Below are 18,077 nucleotides of genomic sequence, written 5' to 3' on the forward strand. Positions count from 1 at the left end.
TAGTATGGCGTTAAAGGCAGTTTTATTTGATTTTAATGGCGTTATTATTAATGACGAACCGATTCATAAACAACTGATCGAACAGTTATTAGTTGAAGAAAATTTACGCCCAATCCCGGGTGAGTTTGAAGAAGTTTGTCTAGGGAGAAGCGATCGCGTTTGTTTAGCTGAATTGCTCAAACGTCGAGGTCGATTTGTGAGTGAGACATATTTACTCCAATTAATGCAGCGCAAGGCGCAGGCATACCAGCAAGAATTAGAAAAAATTCCTAACTTACCTACGTATCCAGGTTTAGAAGATTTGGTTTTTCAAGCCCGTAGCCAACAATTAAAGTTAGCTGTAGTTAGTGGCGCAATGCGATCGGAAATTGAATTAGTTTTGCAGCGTTTGAATTTGACACAATACTTTTCTGTATTAGTTGCTGGCGATGATATTACTACCAGTAAACCAGAACCAGATGGCTATTTGTTGGCAGTAGAACGCCTCAACCAACTCTATCCCGAACTTCGGTTGCAGCCAAGAGAGTGTATTGCGATCGAAGATACTCCAGCAGGAATCCAAGCAGCGAAGACAGCAAAAATTCCGGTTGTTGGAGTTGCAAATACCTATCCATTTCACATGATGCAACGTCAAGCAAACTGGGCTGTAGATTACCTCAACCAGTTAGATTTGGAATGGGTGCAACAAGTACTTTCCAAAGCAAACTCACAAGCCACCGTCGCTGAATGTTAAAATACCAAGTGGCATATAGGAATTTGAGACTAGCAGTCCAAAATCTAAAATTAGTACGGGGAATTAGCTCAGTTGGTAGAGCGCTGCGATCGCACCGCAGAGGTCAGGGGTTCGAGTCTCCTATTCTCCATCGTCGCAAACCCTTTCTATTAAAGGGTTTTGTAGTTTATCAGCCTAACTTTGTTTACGAGTTCATTCTCAATAAGCAACCCAAAAATGGGTACAGATCGAGATATCTAGAGCTGGTGTCGATTAACAGGGTTGTTTGTCGCTTTAACAAATTAATGTTATCCGATCGTCAACTGCTGAAAACAAGTCGGCTCTGGGAGTTGTAGTTTTTTGAGCATACTTCACAAGGCGCGGTTGAGCAATCGCTTCAACAACTGATACCATTTTGAGCTGACTGTGCCACGGAAGAGCCCCAACCCCCCTTAACAAGGGGGGCTATGAGCGACCGATTTAGTGCAAGGATAAATAGAATTGGTATGAAACCGCTTGTGCTGCAAGGTTTTCTCTTTCGATGACATCAATCTGTTAAGACGGTAAATAATTTGTTAACCAACATCAAGTGCGATCGCAGTATCTCCAAATTAAAGTTTCTATAAAGTCTCAGTAGACTACTGATTTTTTGACTTCAGTGAAATTTTCAATGACATTCTTTAGTGGAAGCAAATAGGATGTTGCACGTAGCAGATTAAATGCTATGTCAAGTAACGCGCTCCAGGTTCAAAGGTCAGATGTCTGTCCAAAAGCTGCTCAACCAATTACAAATTAGCCAGTTCGTTCGAGAACTAAGGGCTTTGACGGGTTTAACCCAAGAACAGTTTGCTGCTCGGTTGGGCGTGACATACTCCTCTGTCAGCAGGTGGGAAAGGGGGCGTGGTATTCCTTCACCTCTGGCTGTGCAGAAGATTGAGGGAATGCTGCAACAGATGGGCGATCGCGGTCAGGAGTTGCTGGCTAAATATTTAGCTAGTTAGTCTTCCAGACAGATTGGACGAGAGCCTGTTCCACGTCTATAAACGGCTCAATTTTTATCACTTAAAAGTAATCAGGGATTGGTGGCTTATGGCTCTCACCAAGGAGCATTTGCGTGTAGTTATGACTGGGACGCAAGAGGATCGCGTTGAGGAATTGCGGAAAATTTTAGGATACCCAGTTAAAGAACTCGATCGCGAAGGTTCTCGGTTTTGGTATTTGCGTCCTGGTGAGAGTAAAGAGGATGCAGCTGATACTTGTCCGATCGCGGTTGGTTTTTATGCAGAATTAAATGATGGGAGCGATCGCGACATCAGGCAGTTTTTGATCGCACCAGAGCAACAAAACAATATTTACGGGCATTATGTTGGGCGGGTGACAACAGAGCAACCCGTAATGTATCTGCTCTTACCCGAAGCAAATCTGCAAGGGCGCGTGGCATTAATCTTACCAACTGAGGGAGGGTTGCGACAACGGCAGATTCAGACTTTTGAGTGGAGCGATCGCGAGTTACCAGGACGATTGAGCCGATTGCAACAGGGAACGGTACGCATAGCCGATCGCCTTACAGCTTTGATTCCGCAAGTTGATTGGGTGTTCTACCCAGGCGTGAAGACGGCTGAGAAGTTGGCGCAGTTGATGGCAGAAGTTGCCAGACGGATCGAACAGGCAATTCCCTCGGTTTATGAAACCGAAACAGCAGGGGGATACTTGCATAAGCTATTCGAGAGCTTTAGAAAGGAACTGCTACCAACACTCAAACTTCAAGCAGATAACGAGAAAGACTATAGCTTTGCAGATATCTACGCTCAGACTGTCGCCTATGGGTTGTTTACGGCAAGGGTGTTTGGTTTTCTCAAATTCAAGCGAGAGAAAAAGAATCCGAACGATCTGGAACCAGACTTTTACCGCGATAATGCTTGGGAATTTCTACCAGAAACTAATCCTTTCCTCCGTAAACTATTTGAAGATATCTCAAAACAACCACCCGAAGATTTGGGAGAGGATTTAGTTAGTGCTGTCTCAGAATTATTGTCAGTGTTAAGAGCAGCAGAAATGGATGCTGTACTATCAGATTTTGAGCAAAAGATCGGGCAAGAAGATATTATTATTCGGTTCTACGAAGATTTTCTGAAAGCATATAAACCACAGATGCGGGAACGGCGAGGGGTTTACTACACGCCGGAACCTGTGGTTTCTTATATGGTGCGATCGGTAGATATTTTATTGAAAGAGAAGTTTAATAAGCCTTTGGGACTAGCCGATCCAGAGGTGATGATACTCGATCCTGCTTGCGGCACTGGGACATTTTTATTGTGGATTTGTCAACTAATTTATCAGCGTTTTCAAGAGTCACCAGAAGCATTAACAGTAGGGTTAACTGATAAGTCTTGGTCTAGTTATGTAAAAGAGCGATTATTACCAAGAATATTCGGGTTTGAGTTATTGATGGCTCCTTATGCGATCGCGCATCTCAAAATCAGTTTGTTTTTAAAAGAAACAGGGTATCAGTTTAATAGTGGTAAGCGGCTAGGGATTTATCTAACTAACACGCTAGATGATGCAGTTAGAAAGACTGAAACTCTATTTGAGGAGTTCATTGCACAGGAAGCTGACCAAGCGACAGAAATCAAGCGTGACTTGCCAATTATGGTAGTTGTTGGTAATCCTCCATATTCAGCTAACTCTGCTAATACAAAAAAATGGGCAACTGATTTAGTTCGAGATAGCTATTATCCAAAAGATGAAATTAAAGAACAAAATCCTAAACTTTTATTAGATGACTATGTAAAATTTATCCGCTTTGCTCAATGGCGAATTGAGCAGACAGGTTATGGAATTTTAAGCTTTATTACTAATCATGGCTACTTAGACAATCCAACTTTTCGTGGTATGCGTCAAAGTTTAATACAGACATTTGATACTATTTATACTCTTGACTTACATGGGAATTCTAAAAGAAAAGAAAAAACTCCTAATGGCTCAAAAGACGAAAATGTTTTTGATATTCAACAGGGTGTAGCAATTGGTATCTTTACTCAAGTCCAAAAAAAATCTCAGAATATAAATACTACTTATCATACCAATTTATGGGGTAGTAGAGAAGCAAAGCATGAATGGTTGAATAAAAATGATATAGCGACTACAAAATGGAGTTGTATCAATCCCAAACTACCTTTCTCTCTTTTTTCTCCTCAAGATGTTTCTCTGTTACCGGAATATGAGCTTTGCTGGAAGATTACAGATGCCATGCCATTAAATTCAACAGGTGCTAGAACTCATCGTGACGATTTCGTCATGAATTTTGACTTGTCAAGACTTTACGATGGTATATCAAGCTTTAGAAATTTAGATATTTCAGATGTAGAAATCTCTGAAAATTACAATCTTAAAGACACTCGTGATTGGAAACTCAGTAAGAAACGACTCTCTTTAGCTAAAAACAAAGAATGGGAAAAATTCTTTACAAAGACTCTTTACCGCCCTTTCGATTTTAGACAGTACTATCATCACGCAGATGTGGTAGAGTTTCCAAGAAATGAAATAGTAGGTCATCTTTTAGTAGAATCTAACTTTGCTCTACTTTGGACTAGACCCCTTTCTCCAAGCTATGAATTTTCTATACTTGTAAGTGGTTATATTCCTCATCAGTGCGTTATTGGTAACAAAAATGCTGGTGCTGGTGCATCTTACATTGCTCCTCTCTACCTCTACCCAAACACTAATAGTTCTCTACAATTAGCCTTAGAAGAACAATCCCGACCTAATTTTTCTCCAGACTTCCTCAAAGACATCACCTCAAAACTCGGCTATACTCCCACCCCAGAAGCTATCTTCTACTACATCTACGCCATCTTCCACTCCCCCACCTACCGCACCCGCTACGCTGAATTCCTCAAAATCGACTTTCCCCGCGTCCCCCTCACCAGCAGCGACAAACTCTTCCACCAGTTAGCTGCATACGGTGAAGAACTGGTAGCACTGCATTTGATGAAATCTCCTAAATTAGACAACACAATTACCCAGTATGAAGATCGCGGTGGCGATCGAGTTGTTGATATTGCACCCAAATACCAGCAGGGTGACGTAATCATCAACAAAAAAGGCGACAGATTCACCGGAGTACCTGAAAACGTCTGGAACTTCTACGTTGGCGGCTACCAAGTCTGTCAAAAATGGCTCAAAGATCGTAAAGGGCGCACCCTTAGCGATGAAGACATCCTACACTATATGCGGATCGTCGTTGCCCTGCAAGAGACAATAGAGCTAATGGCAAAAATTGACGCAGCCATTCCTGGCTTTCCCATTCAATAAACTTCATCATGAGTACCAACGTCCAACAAAATTACAAGTATTTCACCGCTTTCTTCCTCCGTTTCAATCGCAAAGACAATACGACAGTCATACCCACAAGAACAAGATAGTAAACCCGATAATTTTCCTTCTAGCTTATGAGTACCCAAAGATGGATTGAATATGTCATCAGACAACGCAGTAATTGTTTCCTCAATCCGTACTTGCAACTGCGTATTACGGCGAGTAAATTTGCGGAACGCTCTCTTGAATTTACTGGAGATGACTATTTTACTCATTATTCATGAGTTAAGAAATTCTCGTAGTTCGGCGATCGCTTCAGAAGCGGTTTGCGCTTTTAGCTTACCTGCTCTGAATTGGGCTAAAGAAGCTGCGGCATCAGCAGCAATTTCATCTCTGCGTCGCTCTATCATCCGACGTTGTAGGATTTGTACCAGCATTTCCTGCTGTTCTAGTGGCAAATCCATTGCCTCATCCAAAACTTTATCTAGGTTTGCCATCACGCTGACTCAGAAATCTACATATTATTATGGATAAGTTTTAGATAACAGTAAAGAAACGTAAGGATTAACCCATGACTATTAAAAAACAACTACTTCAAGAAATAGAATCTACCCCAGATACTCTTTTGGCTGAAACGCTAGACTTTTTGCGCTTTTTGAAAACAAAACAAAATCTAGAGAAGTCAGAAGCCGCATCTACTGTACCAACCAAATTGGAAACAGATTCAACCAAAAATTCTCAACAACCCTATCGCCCTGCTTCTGGGCGTTCTATCCTCAGACACGCTGGGACGTGGGCTGGCGACGACTTTGAAGAGTGCCTTCAGCAAGTTTACGCCACACGTGGCAAAGCCAAGTTTGAGTATGACCTTAATCCCTTTGAATAATGTACCTGCTCGATACGAACCACTGTAGCGCTATCATTTCAGGCGAACCAAACGTTATTCGCCGAGTCGCCCAAGTGGGAGAGTTGAATATTGCTACCTGCGTCATCGTGCAGGGAGAACTCACATACATGGTGGAAAAATCAACTCAAAAGGAAACTAATCGCGCTCGCTTGGCAGAATTTCTCGAAGATATACGTATCTATTTAGTTATAGATAATACCGCTACTATTTACGGACAACGAAAAGCAGCACTATTTAACCAGTTTGCTCCCAAAGAGAAAAGCAAGCGCCGGAAGACAAAAATTACCGATTTAGGATTTGATGAAAACGATCTTTGGATTGCTGCCATTGCTTTGCAACACAGTCTTACCGTTGTATCAGTCGATAGTGACTTTCCGCGTATCCAACAAGTAAAAACATTGTCAGTTGAATCCTGGCTTTAAATCCCCTCGCGTCCCTCTCATGCTTGAAAACGTTATCCAAGATCTCATTCGCAAACAACGCCCTTACTACCTACCCCAAGGTAATCCCATCAAGGGCATTGACAACCAACATTGGCTAGTTTTCAAGCACCGCGACGCTGACACCTTACTGAGGAATATCGTCACCTTTTTGGGTATCGGTGGCAAACACGCCACGCATAAACTGCTGCGGATCGATCCCAAACGCGCCAAAGTTTTCACCTACGCCCCCCGCTTCACTGGCAGCATCCCCAGCACCACGCTGCTGCGAACCAGTCCTCTCACTGAGATCGCCCCCTTCCTAGAATTAGAAAGCACCACAGAGGAAAAGACTTTACTTGCAGGCAGTTTCATTGAAGTCCAAAGCGATCGCCGCCGCAGATTCAACCTGCCAGACGAACTAGAGAAATACAATACCTTTATCGGTAACATTTTAGAGCGCAGCCACATCTATCGGCGATCGACAGCATATTTTGACAGTGGGGTACTCAAGCTGTATGAAGAACCGCTGCAAAAAATTATTCAAAACGAAGGCGAGATTCGCCTGCTACTAGACTGGCACGGCTTCACCAAACAAGCAGACATAGAAGAACTAGAGAAACTGCAAGATCCCGACTACCGCGCTCAATACTTCCGCCGTACCCTCAAGGAATTTTTACAGGGATTAGCCGATCGCGCTTTCACGGGAACAGAAATTCTAGCAGAATTAGTCCGGCTGGGATTTTTGCAAATCAAACTGGTAAAAATGGAATCGGGACGGGCGATTTACCACAAGAAAACGGGTATATTCAGCGATTCGCTCGACAATCACATCCTACACGAAGGTTCCGACAACTTTACGCGAGCGGCTCATGGCAGAAATGCCGAAAGCTTGTTATTTCTCTATTCCTGGGAAGAAATGGATGCAGAAGCGATCGCCGATAGCATCCGTCAATTTGATGCCGAGTGGCAGCGCCAAGACACGACTTTTGACCTATCGCAAGAATTTTTACAACAGGTACTAGCCGAACGCGATCGCCGCGCTCAAGCCGATCGACCAGTCATCGAGGCGATCGCCCCCGACGAATTTATCCCAGGTGAAACGACCCCAGTTGAAATTACTGGTCGCAACCTGGATTTAGTTGACGAGATTACTGTAGCAGATAACGAACTCGTCAAAGTCACCATTGACACTAAAGAAAAAGAACGAATCGTCGGTCGAGTTGAAGTAGATCCCCAACACCCACCGATTCCCCTCACAGATTTTCAGGCTAAAACCAGCACGGGCGTTTATCGCACCTCACCCAGGCAACCCGCAGCCGTCGAGCGATCGTTAGAAATTCCAGAATTTGGCGAAATTCTCGGATTCAAGCAAGCCGTAGAAACGATCCTCACCAGAAAGCACGGCACTCCCCAAGATTTTCTCTATTGGCTTGCCCAGCAACGCCCGCACCAATTCCGCGTCGAACGCAGCGATCTACTCGACGAACTACTCGGTCAAGATGTCCTATTCGAGCATCAAAAATCTGGGGCGCAGCACTGCTTGCGGGTAATGCAAGACTTTGGCGTTGCCGTCTGTGCCGATGCTGTCGGTTTGGGCAAGACTCGTTTAGCAGCTGCTGTTGCCAGGTTGTATCGTCAACAAAACGTAAGTGCTAAAATCGCGATCGTCGCTGCTAAGAAACTCCATCCCAACTGGGAGCGAGAGATGGCTGAATTGGGCTTCAAACCCAATGAATACGAGCTTTACAACAAAAACTTAATGAGCCGTAAGGGAAATAACTTTCTCACTGACTTCAACCGTTACGGCGGTTCCGATTTAGTAATTATCGATGAGGCTCACGAAGGCATTCGCAACTACAACAACCGGATTCATAAAACTTGTGCGGCGATTCAGGAGAGCGATCGCGCAACGGGAAGACAACGCCATTTCTTACTCCTGACTGCTACACCTTGGAACAACCGCCGTGCAGACATCTACAACATCCTTTCCCCTTTTCTCAGTCGTCCAGAAGGATTCAACGATCTAGGATTTCCCCCAGAACTAAGCCAATGGTTTCAAAATCGAGAAATTGGCGTAGAGAATTTCACCGACAACACAGAACTATTCCGCCGCACCTACCGCGAATTGTTTCTCCAGCGCACGCGGCAGATGCTACGCGATGCTACGCCAGACTTAAATATGTATGCCAAGCGGGTAGCAGAATGGTTGCCTGTAGAATTTGAAGCCAGTACCGAACTTGCACTCGATCGGATATTTACTTCCTTTGAAACTAGCTTGTTTATTCCCTTTGCCGACCCGATCCGTTATTTGCGCGGCAATGTCGAACAGCGCAGTCTCCTTCAAAACCAGCGCCGCTTTTTCCTGCAACGAGCAGAATCGAGTATGTATGCCCTCAACCGCACGATCCAAAACTTTAGCGATCGCATTCGGCAACTTCAGCAACGGTTAGAAAATGTCTCCCCCGATGCTGATGGTTTGAAAAAATTTCTGCTGTTGCACTACGGGTTCGAGTCTGAGAAAAAAGAAAAACAACAGGACTTCTCGGACTACGACGACAGTTTCGCCTGGGATGAAGACTACGAAGAAGACGAAGAGGATGAGGACGAAGAAACCCAGGCTCAACAGCAACACAAGCGGCAACAACTGCGGCGTTCGATTGACATCGCAACTGATGCACTGGGCAACGACTTGAGTAAAGCTCAATCTATTTACGACCGGATACTAGCTGATTGTGACAGCGACTTAGAGCAATTGGAGCAGATCCAGCAGCTTCTAGCAGGTGAAATCGCGATCGACCACAAGCGAGAGCAAGTGACCGGGAAAGTGCGAGAATTGGTGAGTCAAGGTCATAAGGTGCTGTTGATTTCCACCTTCTCGGATACAGTCATCGACTACTACCGTTACATGACTAGAGATGAGGCGATCGCGGATCGAGGAATTGGGATGGCAATTGGTTCTACCAAGCGTTACTATCCCAGCCATTCTACTAACCCACTTGTTTTCAGTCCTAATAATGCTTCGCGAGGAACGCGCCAACTGACAGGCATGAAGCGACAGGAGATATTTCGGCTATTTGCCCCAGCCGCTACCTGTAAAGACCCAGCAGCAAGACCAAAGCCAGAGGCAGAACTCGCCGTCCTGATTGGATCGGAAACCCTATCTGTCGGGCAGAATCTCCAAGATGCCGATTATTTAATTAACATAGATTTGCCCTGGAACCCGATGATTCTAGAACAGCGAATCGGTCGGATCGATCGCCCCAAACAACGTCGAGTTGAAAACATCTATATCTATTACGCCAACAGTGAAAATCAACTGCTACGTCAAGCCAGTCGCTTGAGCAATCTACACAAGAAACTCGTCGGCGAACTTGCTCTAGACGAACGACAAATCCCCACCATTTCTAGTATTGAGGCTTTGGGGGCTTCAATTTACGGCGATACACAATTCGATGATGAGGTATTACCTGGCTACATTGACTTTCTCAATAGCTTAGTCAAAGCGAGGCGGATGGAGCAGGGGAACTTACAAGAGGATACCTATCAAAAGCAAGAAACCAGCCGCGACCTTTACACCCACAACGAAATTCTCCATAGCGAGGAGTTAGGCAGGCTAGTTCAGCACTTAGGCGAAGATTATCAAGCCAATCCGATTGCTTTGGGGTGTCGTGCTGGTGAGAAAGAAGAACCTACCGGATTAGTAGCCCTGACAATTGAATATTTTGGACCCAATGGCGAACCAATTCCAGACCGCAAGCAGACTCTTTTCTGGAACGATCGAACCGGAGAAAAGGATGGTTACGGGATGGCGATCGCCACTGCCTTCAAAACTCCTCCCATAGCGGACGTGCTACCAGCCACAGATTTTATCTCTCATGCTCAAGAAATCTATCAACAATTGGTTGCCCTCAAACAACAGCGCCTTGCCCAGATCGAACAGCCAGAATCGCTAGAGAACATTAATATTACCAGCGATCGCATTAGTAGAATTAACCGCCGCGTCAGTCAACTCGATTGCTTCCCTGCTGGTATAGATCGAACTACGGTGAGGAAGACTTTTCAGAAATTGAATGCCTGGAAGGAGATGAAACAAGTACAAAAGCTGTTGCGGGATTACACGGATGGAGATAAAGCCAAATTAAACGATATCGATTTTGTGATTCAACTAGTGCAAGATGCTGACAAACTCAATCTCATTGCCAATGAGGGCATCCAACCTAGTATGTTACAAGTTTCTTTAGCCGCAATCCTGATTAGAATTTAACTAAATTGAGCCAATTTCTATTCCAACGCCTCAATTTCCGCTTTTATCTCTTGCTGCTCCTTGCGCCGAGCTTTGTAATATTCCATCCCTGCTTGAATTTGTGCCGCACGGGAACTATCTGCCATGCCATAAACTAAGCTGCCAACAAATGCAGCTAAACCAGATGGATCTTGCTCGTAGGCTCTCATCCGCTTTTGTCTTAGTTATCGGTTGGACGCGGTTATACTTGGGCGTGCATTATCAAGCGCGACATTTTGGCAGGCTGGACGGCTTCAATTGCTTGGGCAGCGGGGGTTAGTTGGGTCATCAGACCTTGGCGGCGACGTAATTTGAGTCAGGAAGCAAATAACTAACCGTGCTGCACTGAGTATCTGTTACGGGAAAAGCGCGAATCTACACTCATCCAGACGAAGATCGCTCCCTTTTGGGAGAATAAAATCAGTATAAACGTACTAAATTGTCATGCACATACTTTGGTTTCGCCGCGACCTGCGACTTAGTGACAACGAAATCGTTACCCTAGCAGCAGCCAACAGCGCTCAAGTTTTACCTTGTTTTATCATCGATCCCTGGTTTTACCAACAGCCGGATGTGGGTAAGGCAAGGGTCAGGTTTTTATTTGAGTCGTTAGAAAACTTAAACTCAAATCTCAAACAGCGGAGCAGTCAGCTGTATTTATTTGAGGGTAATAGCGTCGCCGTACTCCAAAACCTTACCAAAGAGCTATTGCAACAAGGTCATCGTCCCAAACTATTCTTCAACCGTGACGTGCAGGTGGAGTATGGGATTAAACGCGATAACTTCGTTAAGCTTCGCTAACGCACTGTCCTTGACTTCTATCGTCAACTAAATCTTGAGTGTCATCTGGGTTTGAGCAGCTTCCTGCAAACCGAAGACCGCACCGACTCTTGGTATGAAGAATACTACACTTACCAAAGACAACCGCTACATCAAGCTCCGACTCAAATTAATACCCCGCAGCTATCTCTCAACCTGCCACAACTAACATTTGAGGAATTGAAGCAGAAGTACAGTCAGTTTTGAACTGCGGATAGTGGCTATTTCAATGGCGCAGAAAGCAGCGCGATCGCCACTCTAGACTCATTTCTCAGTTCTCGATTCCACGGCTACCACTGGAAACTGTCTCGCCCTTGGCTGGCACAGAAGGGTGCGACTTCTCACTTGTCGCCCCATATAGCTTTCGGCACTATATCAACTCGACAAATTTATCAAAGCACCAAAGCTAGGGCAGCAGAGTTAGCGAATCAGCCCAAAGCCGAGTTTTCCCTCAAAGCATTCCGCGTTAGCGAAGCTTAACGAAGTTATCGCCTACGATGGCGCGATAGTTTTACTCAGAGACTCTACCACCATCCAGAAATAGCCCACACCAACCGCTACCCAGAATTTGACGAGTGGTATTTACCGGACGAGCTAACACCCCAAAAGCAGGAATTGTACGGGGCGTGGCAGGAGGGAGAAACTGGATTTCCCTTAGTAGATGCTTCCATGCGACAGCTCAAGACAATGGGATGGATGAATTTCAGGATGAGGGCGATGTGTGCCACCTTCCTAACCATCAACTGTGGTGTTTCCTGGCATCACGGGGCGCGGCACTACATGAATTATCTGGTCGATGGTGACTTGGCGATCGATAACTGGCAGTGGCAGATGCAAGCTGGGGTGACTAACCCGCTGTCCGATACCTTCCGCATCTATAATCCGAATAAGAATATAGAAGATAAGGACTCAGATTTAAGGTTTATCTACCATTGGATTCCAGAGTTACAGGGTTACAGCTTGCCCGAAATTCTCTCACTCGTTTACCAGGGTGAAAGTCACTATCCTGCACCTATATTGAATTGGTCGCAAACTCGGAAAGTTAACGGCAAAATCGTCTCAGATCTACGTAAACGGGTGAGGGAGCGGCTAATTGCCCAAGGAGGCGATGAGTATGAAGGGGCGGCGATTGCTAAAACTACAGTAGATAAATATTGGGAGGTTAAGGATAAGCAGTATCAGGAGTACCGATGTAGACAAGAGAAACTGGATTTTGAAGCACTAAAGAATTTCTAGCTATTGGGGCGATCGCTACTCTTTCCTGGTGGTATCTAAAGTAATTATTGTCTCACTAACTGGAAGAGCGCGATCGGATCTACATCGGACACGAGCAAACAACGATAAATCTTTTCAGCAAAATACCAAGATAGCAGCAGATAGTGGACTGTTAATTGTCGTCTGGTCTTTACATAACTTAAAATTGTGAGAGGGAGAGATGAAAGCGCGTTATGAAGAAGTCGCCAGATTTAGCACCTGAAACTATTGACCGGATTATTGAAATGGCATGGGAGGATCGCACCCCATTTGAAGCGATTGAACTTCAGTTTGGTTTGTTAGAAAAGGATGTCATCGCCCTGATGCGTCGTCAGATGAAGTCGTCCAGTTTCAGAATGTGGCGGGAGCGCGTGACTGGATGCAAGACCAAGCATACCCACAAACGGGGTTTCATTGAAGGAAGATTTAAGTCACAGCGCCAGAAAACTTAATCCCTTGTGCGAGAGGCGATCTAATCTTGTAATCTTTTCGGGCTTTGTTTAGATACTCCAGCTCTATGTGCTGCCAAAATTCTCAAATTCATCTCAATTTAGTTGGCATTATTGAGGATGACTGGAGTATATTCCAATGCTGCTCGATCCCAATTGCCTAAATTAGCAGCCGCCTCGTAGGTGCTTTGGAGGAAACTAAGTAGCATGGTATCTGGATCGTCAGCTTGTCGCACGGCTTCGTAGGGCAGGATGAACTCTTTCATTTGGGAGCTATAGAACGCTGAGTGCGGCTGCACTAGGTAATCTTTGAAGCCTTCTGGTTCTGGATAGGCGTAAGCATAAAACAGCGCTTCGGTCGAACCGCCTCCAAACCAAAAACCACAACTGCTCACCTCGTGGGAGTATGCTTCTCGCGTCACCCAGTCTGCCATATTGGGGACACCACCAGGATGTTCTGGCGCACGACGACCAGAGAAGCGAGTTACAGCCAGGTCAAAACTGCCCCAGAAAAAATGTACTGGGCTACACTTGCCAACATAGCGAGAGCGAAATTGGCTCATCACTCGGTTCGCCTGCATCAAAATTCGCCAACACCGTCGAGCATATTCTGGGTCGTAGGCAGCATGAATCTGGTCTTGCTCAAACGGAATCGGCTTGTCAACTTCCTGCGGCATCGTCCAAATCTGCACCTGGATGCCAATCGCTCTCAAGGTACTCATCACCGCTTGATAAAAATCAGCCACGGAGCGGGGAGCTAGTGCAATGTTCTTGGTCGTGCCGTCGCTAGTCTCGATGCGTAGCTGATGGTCGAGAAAATCAAAGTCGATTTGAAAGCTGCCCGTTTTGTAGGGGATGGCGGAAGTTGTCAATCCGCGTGGAGTCACGTACAGCGTGGAATGCCACCAGTGATTGATTTTAGGAGCCAAAGTCAGGCGAATTTTCCCAATAATCTGAGTCCATAGGTGCAGTGTTTCATAGGTGTCCTGCCACTCGGCAAGCGACAAACTAGACCAGATGGTAGCGTCAGACGTGTCAGGTGCAGGAGCGACCATAATGGAAACCTCCGAGGCGGGAAAGAGATCGGCGAATTGATTGCTAACAACAGTCTATAATCTACTTGGTTGTGTTACAAAAATTGTTGCCAACGGTAAGTACGCGATCGCCGCTATTTCTTGGGAGCTAGCCAGTAGTCCTGGGGGATACCCTGGAGGCGGGGGAACAACAGGAAAGCACCGAGCAGGTAATCGATAATATTCTGATAAACTGCGATCCCTGCAAAAGCTTTGATTTTTTCCAGTGCTGCTTTAAAAGCTGCGATCGTAGTTCTGTCGATGGCGCAGATGAAGCGGGAAAGGTAGATTGGCGATCGCTCCGGCTTGTTGAATGATGTGGTGTAGCGATCGCTCGCTGAGCCGCTGCTTGCGTTCCGAGGCAAATAACCAATCTGTAGTGCGCTGCTCCTCAAGCTGCTAGAGAATGTCAATTTTTGTCTCACATAGAAATAGAAGTTGTATGTTAGTAGGGGCTTGAGTTTGGGGTTGTAGGTAATCAGGCTTGGAACGGATGCGATCTACACGCAAAATCTTTTCGGCAAAGTTAATGTCGCACCAGCGCAGCCAACATAACTCTGCTGGCTGTAGGGCTTGGCAGAATAGTAGGATGGCGAGTGCCTAGTTTCTAATGGGGGAGCGGGTATATTCCAATGCATCAATCAGCGCGTCCACTTCACTCAGGTAGAGAAATTCGCGATCGCGGCGCTGGGAGAAGGGAGACTTGCGTGGGGGTAGAGGAGGGGGCAATCTATAACAAAGCCCGAAAGAATTAATCGTTGACTCAAATAATTATAGGTTGAATCGCCATTGGGCAGCTCATCTGCCTTCCTCCCAAAAGGGCAAGCCAGCCTTCTCAGCTTTGGTTTAGCTATAATCCAGCAATATTTGAGAGTTGTAATTTCGCTTCCAATTGCGGTAGTGAACCGCTAGTAGGCTAAATCGCTTCATTGAAGCGGTCACATAAATAATAGAATTTGGGTCATGATAAATTTTCTAAACTTGACAAAAATCTCAAAGGCTCAAAGAGCTAAGATTAACTCTGTAATTGAGAACTCACCTGATTTTCACAAAATTTACAAGCCTTACAAAAAAGTCAAAAATTATCCTGACTTTAGAGAAGCTACAGACTCCCTAAAACTACCCAACCTGAATTTTCTGCAAAACTAATTTGTCGAATCTCTCTGCCCGAACGATGATATTTCCACAACGTATTAATCAGATCGTTTGGGATGTTACTGTACCAGAAGTCATTGCGCTCCCTCAAGATTACCCATCCTCCATTTGGGGCAAAAGCGATTTGCTTGATTTCTTCACCTGCCCCACGAAACTCCAGAAGTTTGTCGCTCATGTCATCTGGAATGTGACTATGTGAGAAAGTATTTTGTCCACTTGAGATAATCCAACCTAGATTGGCTGCGATCGCGATGTGCTTAATTTCTTGCCCTATATTGAAGGAACTCCAGAGCTGATTAAACATCCTTTTGGGTAGATTAGATTGCCAGAAATCGCACCGATTACGTAAAATAACCCATGCACCATTTGGAGCAAAGGTAACTTGCTTAATTTCTTCACCTGCATGGCTGAATTCCCACAACTTGTCAATCACATCATTGGAAATATCACTATAGAGAAAACCATTTCTTTCATATAAAACCACTCATCCTCCATCAGATGAAAACGAAACCTGCTTAATTCGCTCTCTTGCATTATGAATATGATTTAACTTGAATAGAAGATCTTTTGAAATTTGGCTACTATTTAGCGTATGAATATTTATCCGAAATCTTGCTAAGACTTTACGTTTAATTATAGCCAAAGGGCGAAAGATAAGAGCTTTTACTTTTCGTGAGAATCTGTTTGTTGAAACAGGTGTTCCCTTTTTTCGGGATACAAGACTACTTTCTCTTTCAGCAGGCAATTCAGTTTCAAAGATGCTTTGCGATTCTTCCAGTTCAGGCATCCAGCCGTATGACGTTGCTCTCTCAACAACATCAGCTTGGGAAAAAAAATTGTATGCATCATTGATTGCGATCGGTATCTCGGCAGCCTCAAGTACATCTGACTCTCTTAATGTGTATTTTTCAAGCTTCTGTACTCTTAGTTTGCCCTGACGCAATCTCAAAGCATCTTCCGGCACATAGAGTAGCCGTACAAAAGAATCTAATCCCATAAATTAGTGTTAAGGTCGATTCTGCCCTATATAGTTTGGAGCGCTGGCTTCAGAGCTATGTCAACCAAAAATACAGCGGTGTTCCAAGACAGGGCAATGTTAAAAAAAGGAGGCAAGTTAATCATTAGATGCGATGAACTCCGATCTCTATACTCGTTCTAAAGCCATAAAGGAATTGGTCTGTAGGCAGCAATGCTTCATGCTTGGATTGACATAGAAATATCGCCAAACTTCAATTAGTAAAATCTCCAATTTGTAGTAGAATTACTTGTTATTTACTAAAAGTTATATCTCGTGAGCCATTCTACTCAAATATACGATCGTGTAAGTAATTGTCGATACGTTGCTTGGCTTTGGTTTAAACGCGATCGAGCTTCAGTTAATTTCAAGATTTAAAACCTGCATAATTCAATGAAACAATAATCGGGAAAAGTTAAAGAGCAAGTCACCAGATTAGCAATTTTACTCTCAGTTAAAATTTATAATTTCAAAGCCTCGTCTTCTAGACACTCAGCAAGCTTCTCGATAGCTACAGAAAATCCGATACACGTAGAGATTGCTTGTCTAACATGGATGCTGCTGCACAACGCTGATTGAAAAAATAAACCTAGCTTAATCTATGCAAGCCAACTTTTTTACTGCCGTCCTCTTACCGATAGGTCTAGCAACCGTAATGCTAGGCATGGGGTTAACCCTCGTGCCAGAAGACTTTCAACGAGTCACCCGCTATCCCAAAGCCGTCGCTATTGGTCTAGTCAGTCAATTGCTCTTTCTCCCCATCGTCGGCTTTCTGGTCGCTTCGATCGTACCGATGCAGCCAGAAATGGCAGTGGGATTAATGGTACTGGCTTTGTGTCCAGGCGGACCTTCTTCCAACATGATTACTTATTTGGCGAAAGGAGATGTCGCCCTTTCCGTGACTTTAACGGCTTTGAGTAGCGCCATTACCGTATTCACAATTCCCATATTTGCAAACCTGTCACTGCAATATTTCATCGGACAAAATGCGGCGATCGCCTTACCAATTGGGCAAACGATGCTGCAAATTTTCGCGATCGCCATATTACCAATTGTTTTGGGAATGTCGATTCGGCAAAAGTTTCCCGACTTAGCCCGCCGACTAGAGAAGACCGCGAATCGGCTTGCCGTTGCCTTCCTCGCTTTAATTATCGTGGCAATTATAATTCACGAGTGGAATCGCATCCCCAGTTTTATCGCCCAAGTAGGAATTGGAGTAGCACTACTAAATATAATCTCAATGGCGATCGGGTTTTGGTTTGGCAAGTTGTTTAATTTGAATTTTGCCCAAAGGATCTGTATTGCAATTGAGGTGGGAATTCAAAATGCGACGCTAGCGATCGCGATTACTGCCGGACTGTTAAACAATCCCGATATGGCTGTTCCTGCTGCGATTTATAGCTTACTTGCATACGCCACCGCCATTCTTACCATTTTTTATGGGAGAAGATCTGTTCAAAAGATTTATCAGGAGGAGAGCGCCAACAATCTATCAACTCGACTTTAGCGATCGCACTACACGACAAAATAAGTTTGACCGAATCTTCAGCAAAATCTTCTTACCTTTTTTTCGCCCGAAGTTAACCGATGATTTCAAAATCTCGACTATGCGAGTCGATCTTTGTGACATATGACACGCTCATTTAAATTTAGTAGTTGAGCAAACACTAAA

At 44.7% G+C, this 18,077-nt stretch carries 19 protein-coding genes, 1 tRNA gene and 2 pseudogenes; 15 read left to right on the top strand and 7 right to left on the bottom strand.

What is annotated here, in order from left to right; translation table 11 throughout:
• Nucleotides 1–4 precede the first annotated feature (4 nt).
• The 4 genes from CHRO_RS17580 to CHRO_RS17595 all read left to right on the top strand — a co-directional run bounded on the left by CHRO_RS17580 (nucleotide 5) and on the right by CHRO_RS17595 (nucleotide 5,026).
• On the top strand, nucleotides 5–733 hold the full coding sequence (locus CHRO_RS17580; RefSeq protein WP_015155585.1) for an HAD family hydrolase: 729 nt from the start codon (nucleotides 5–7) through the stop codon (nucleotides 731–733).
• A 57-nt stretch (nucleotides 734–790) separates the two neighbouring features.
• A tRNA-Ala gene (locus tag CHRO_RS17585) sits at nucleotides 791–863 on the top strand.
• A 607-nt stretch (nucleotides 864–1,470) separates the two neighbouring features.
• The gene (locus CHRO_RS17590) at nucleotides 1,471–1,713 is read left to right on the top strand and encodes a helix-turn-helix domain-containing protein (protein WP_015155586.1); all 243 of its coding nucleotides are present in this window, start codon (nucleotides 1,471–1,473) and stop codon (nucleotides 1,711–1,713) included.
• Between the two features lie 88 nt (nucleotides 1,714–1,801).
• Entirely contained in the window at nucleotides 1,802–5,026 is a 3,225-nt protein-coding gene (locus tag CHRO_RS17595) for a type ISP restriction/modification enzyme (RefSeq protein ID WP_015155587.1), read from the top strand.
• On the opposite strand, the gene CHRO_RS17600 is transcribed toward CHRO_RS17595, so the two are convergent.
• Nucleotides 5,020–5,304, bottom strand: a complete 285-nt coding sequence (locus CHRO_RS17600; RefSeq protein WP_015155588.1) for a type II toxin-antitoxin system RelE/ParE family toxin — start codon at nucleotides 5,302–5,304, stop codon at nucleotides 5,020–5,022. The two genes, CHRO_RS17595 and CHRO_RS17600, sit on opposite strands and share 7 nt — an antisense overlap.
• A gap of 3 nt (nucleotides 5,305–5,307) precedes the next feature.
• On the bottom strand, nucleotides 5,308–5,526 hold the full coding sequence (locus tag CHRO_RS17605) for a hypothetical protein (protein ID WP_015155589.1): 219 nt from the start codon (nucleotides 5,524–5,526) through the stop codon (nucleotides 5,308–5,310).
• A 74-nt stretch (nucleotides 5,527–5,600) separates the two neighbouring features.
• Between CHRO_RS17605 and CHRO_RS17610 the strand changes: the two genes are divergently transcribed.
• The 3 genes from CHRO_RS17610 to CHRO_RS17620 are packed head-to-tail and all read left to right on the top strand — an operon-like array spanning nucleotide 5,601 to nucleotide 10,622.
• Complete coding sequence (locus CHRO_RS17610; RefSeq protein WP_015155590.1) at nucleotides 5,601–5,915, top strand: hypothetical protein; 315 nt, start codon at nucleotides 5,601–5,603, stop codon at nucleotides 5,913–5,915.
• Entirely contained in the window at nucleotides 5,915–6,358 is a 444-nt protein-coding gene (locus CHRO_RS17615; protein WP_015155591.1) for a type II toxin-antitoxin system VapC family toxin, read from the top strand. Before CHRO_RS17610 ends, CHRO_RS17615 begins: the two co-directional genes overlap by 1 nt.
• 19 nt (nucleotides 6,359–6,377) lie before the next feature.
• Nucleotides 6,378–10,622: a helicase-related protein gene (locus tag CHRO_RS17620; protein WP_015155592.1), complete on the top strand. Its 4,245-nt coding sequence runs from the start codon at nucleotides 6,378–6,380 to the stop codon at nucleotides 10,620–10,622.
• A 17-nt stretch (nucleotides 10,623–10,639) separates the two neighbouring features.
• Here CHRO_RS17620 and CHRO_RS32430 read toward each other — a convergent pair whose 3' ends face one another.
• Nucleotides 10,640–10,810 (bottom strand): hypothetical protein, encoded by a 171-nt coding sequence (locus CHRO_RS32430; RefSeq protein WP_158631919.1) that lies wholly within the window; start codon nucleotides 10,808–10,810, stop codon nucleotides 10,640–10,642.
• On the opposite strand from CHRO_RS32430, the pseudogene CHRO_RS35070 reads away from it, so the two are divergent.
• From CHRO_RS35070 to CHRO_RS17630, 6 genes and pseudogenes are all read left to right on the top strand, one after another.
• Nucleotides 10,804–10,975: pseudogene (locus CHRO_RS35070) on the top strand (phosphatase PAP2 family protein); the annotation flags it as partial. The gene CHRO_RS32430 and the pseudogene CHRO_RS35070 sit on opposite strands and share 7 nt — an antisense overlap.
• Before the next feature lie 109 nt (nucleotides 10,976–11,084).
• A complete protein-coding gene (locus tag CHRO_RS33430; protein ID WP_219335944.1) occupies nucleotides 11,085–11,441 on the top strand; it encodes a deoxyribodipyrimidine photo-lyase in 357 nt (118 codons plus the stop codon).
• A gap of 51 nt (nucleotides 11,442–11,492) precedes the next feature.
• On the top strand, nucleotides 11,493–11,666 hold the full coding sequence (locus CHRO_RS33435; protein ID WP_219335945.1) for a hypothetical protein: 174 nt from the start codon (nucleotides 11,493–11,495) through the stop codon (nucleotides 11,664–11,666).
• 294 nt (nucleotides 11,667–11,960) lie between these two features.
• Nucleotides 11,961–12,695: pseudogene (locus tag CHRO_RS33440) on the top strand (FAD-binding domain-containing protein); the annotation flags it as partial.
• Between the two features lie 28 nt (nucleotides 12,696–12,723).
• Nucleotides 12,724–12,885: a hypothetical protein gene (locus tag CHRO_RS32435; RefSeq protein WP_181824189.1), complete on the top strand. Its 162-nt coding sequence runs from the start codon at nucleotides 12,724–12,726 to the stop codon at nucleotides 12,883–12,885.
• Nucleotides 12,886–12,907: 22 nt separating this feature from the next.
• Nucleotides 12,908–13,165, top strand: coding sequence for a TIGR03643 family protein (locus CHRO_RS17630; protein ID WP_015155593.1), 258 nt, complete (start codon nucleotides 12,908–12,910; stop codon nucleotides 13,163–13,165).
• Nucleotides 13,166–13,263: 98 nt separating this feature from the next.
• On the opposite strand, the gene CHRO_RS17635 is transcribed toward CHRO_RS17630, so the two are convergent.
• Both CHRO_RS17635 and CHRO_RS33850 read right to left on the bottom strand, forming a co-directional pair.
• Complete coding sequence (locus tag CHRO_RS17635) at nucleotides 13,264–14,217, bottom strand: DUF5996 family protein (RefSeq protein ID WP_015155594.1); 954 nt, start codon at nucleotides 14,215–14,217, stop codon at nucleotides 13,264–13,266.
• Nucleotides 14,218–14,330: 113 nt separating this feature from the next.
• Nucleotides 14,331–14,600, bottom strand: a complete 270-nt coding sequence (locus CHRO_RS33850; RefSeq protein WP_245570491.1) for a hypothetical protein — start codon at nucleotides 14,598–14,600, stop codon at nucleotides 14,331–14,333.
• Between the two features lie 267 nt (nucleotides 14,601–14,867).
• Here CHRO_RS33850 and CHRO_RS34440 point away from each other — a divergent pair, with 267 nt between their 5' ends.
• A complete protein-coding gene (locus tag CHRO_RS34440) occupies nucleotides 14,868–14,990 on the top strand; it encodes a hypothetical protein (RefSeq protein ID WP_281168582.1) in 123 nt (40 codons plus the stop codon).
• A gap of 347 nt (nucleotides 14,991–15,337) precedes the next feature.
• On the opposite strand, the gene CHRO_RS17645 is transcribed toward CHRO_RS34440, so the two are convergent.
• Both CHRO_RS17645 and CHRO_RS17650 read right to left on the bottom strand, forming a co-directional pair.
• Complete coding sequence (locus CHRO_RS17645) at nucleotides 15,338–15,874, bottom strand: hypothetical protein (protein WP_015155595.1); 537 nt, start codon at nucleotides 15,872–15,874, stop codon at nucleotides 15,338–15,340.
• Nucleotides 15,875–16,387, bottom strand: a complete 513-nt coding sequence (locus tag CHRO_RS17650) for a hypothetical protein (protein WP_015155596.1) — start codon at nucleotides 16,385–16,387, stop codon at nucleotides 15,875–15,877.
• A gap of 619 nt (nucleotides 16,388–17,006) precedes the next feature.
• Here CHRO_RS17650 and CHRO_RS17655 point away from each other — a divergent pair.
• Complete coding sequence (locus CHRO_RS17655; protein ID WP_015155597.1) at nucleotides 17,007–17,912, top strand: bile acid:sodium symporter family protein; 906 nt, start codon at nucleotides 17,007–17,009, stop codon at nucleotides 17,910–17,912.
• Nucleotides 17,913–18,077: the final 165 nt, after the last annotated feature.

Source organism: Chroococcidiopsis thermalis PCC 7203, assembly GCF_000317125.1.
GTDB lineage: Bacteria > Cyanobacteriota > Cyanobacteriia > Cyanobacteriales > Chroococcidiopsidaceae > Chroococcidiopsis > Chroococcidiopsis thermalis.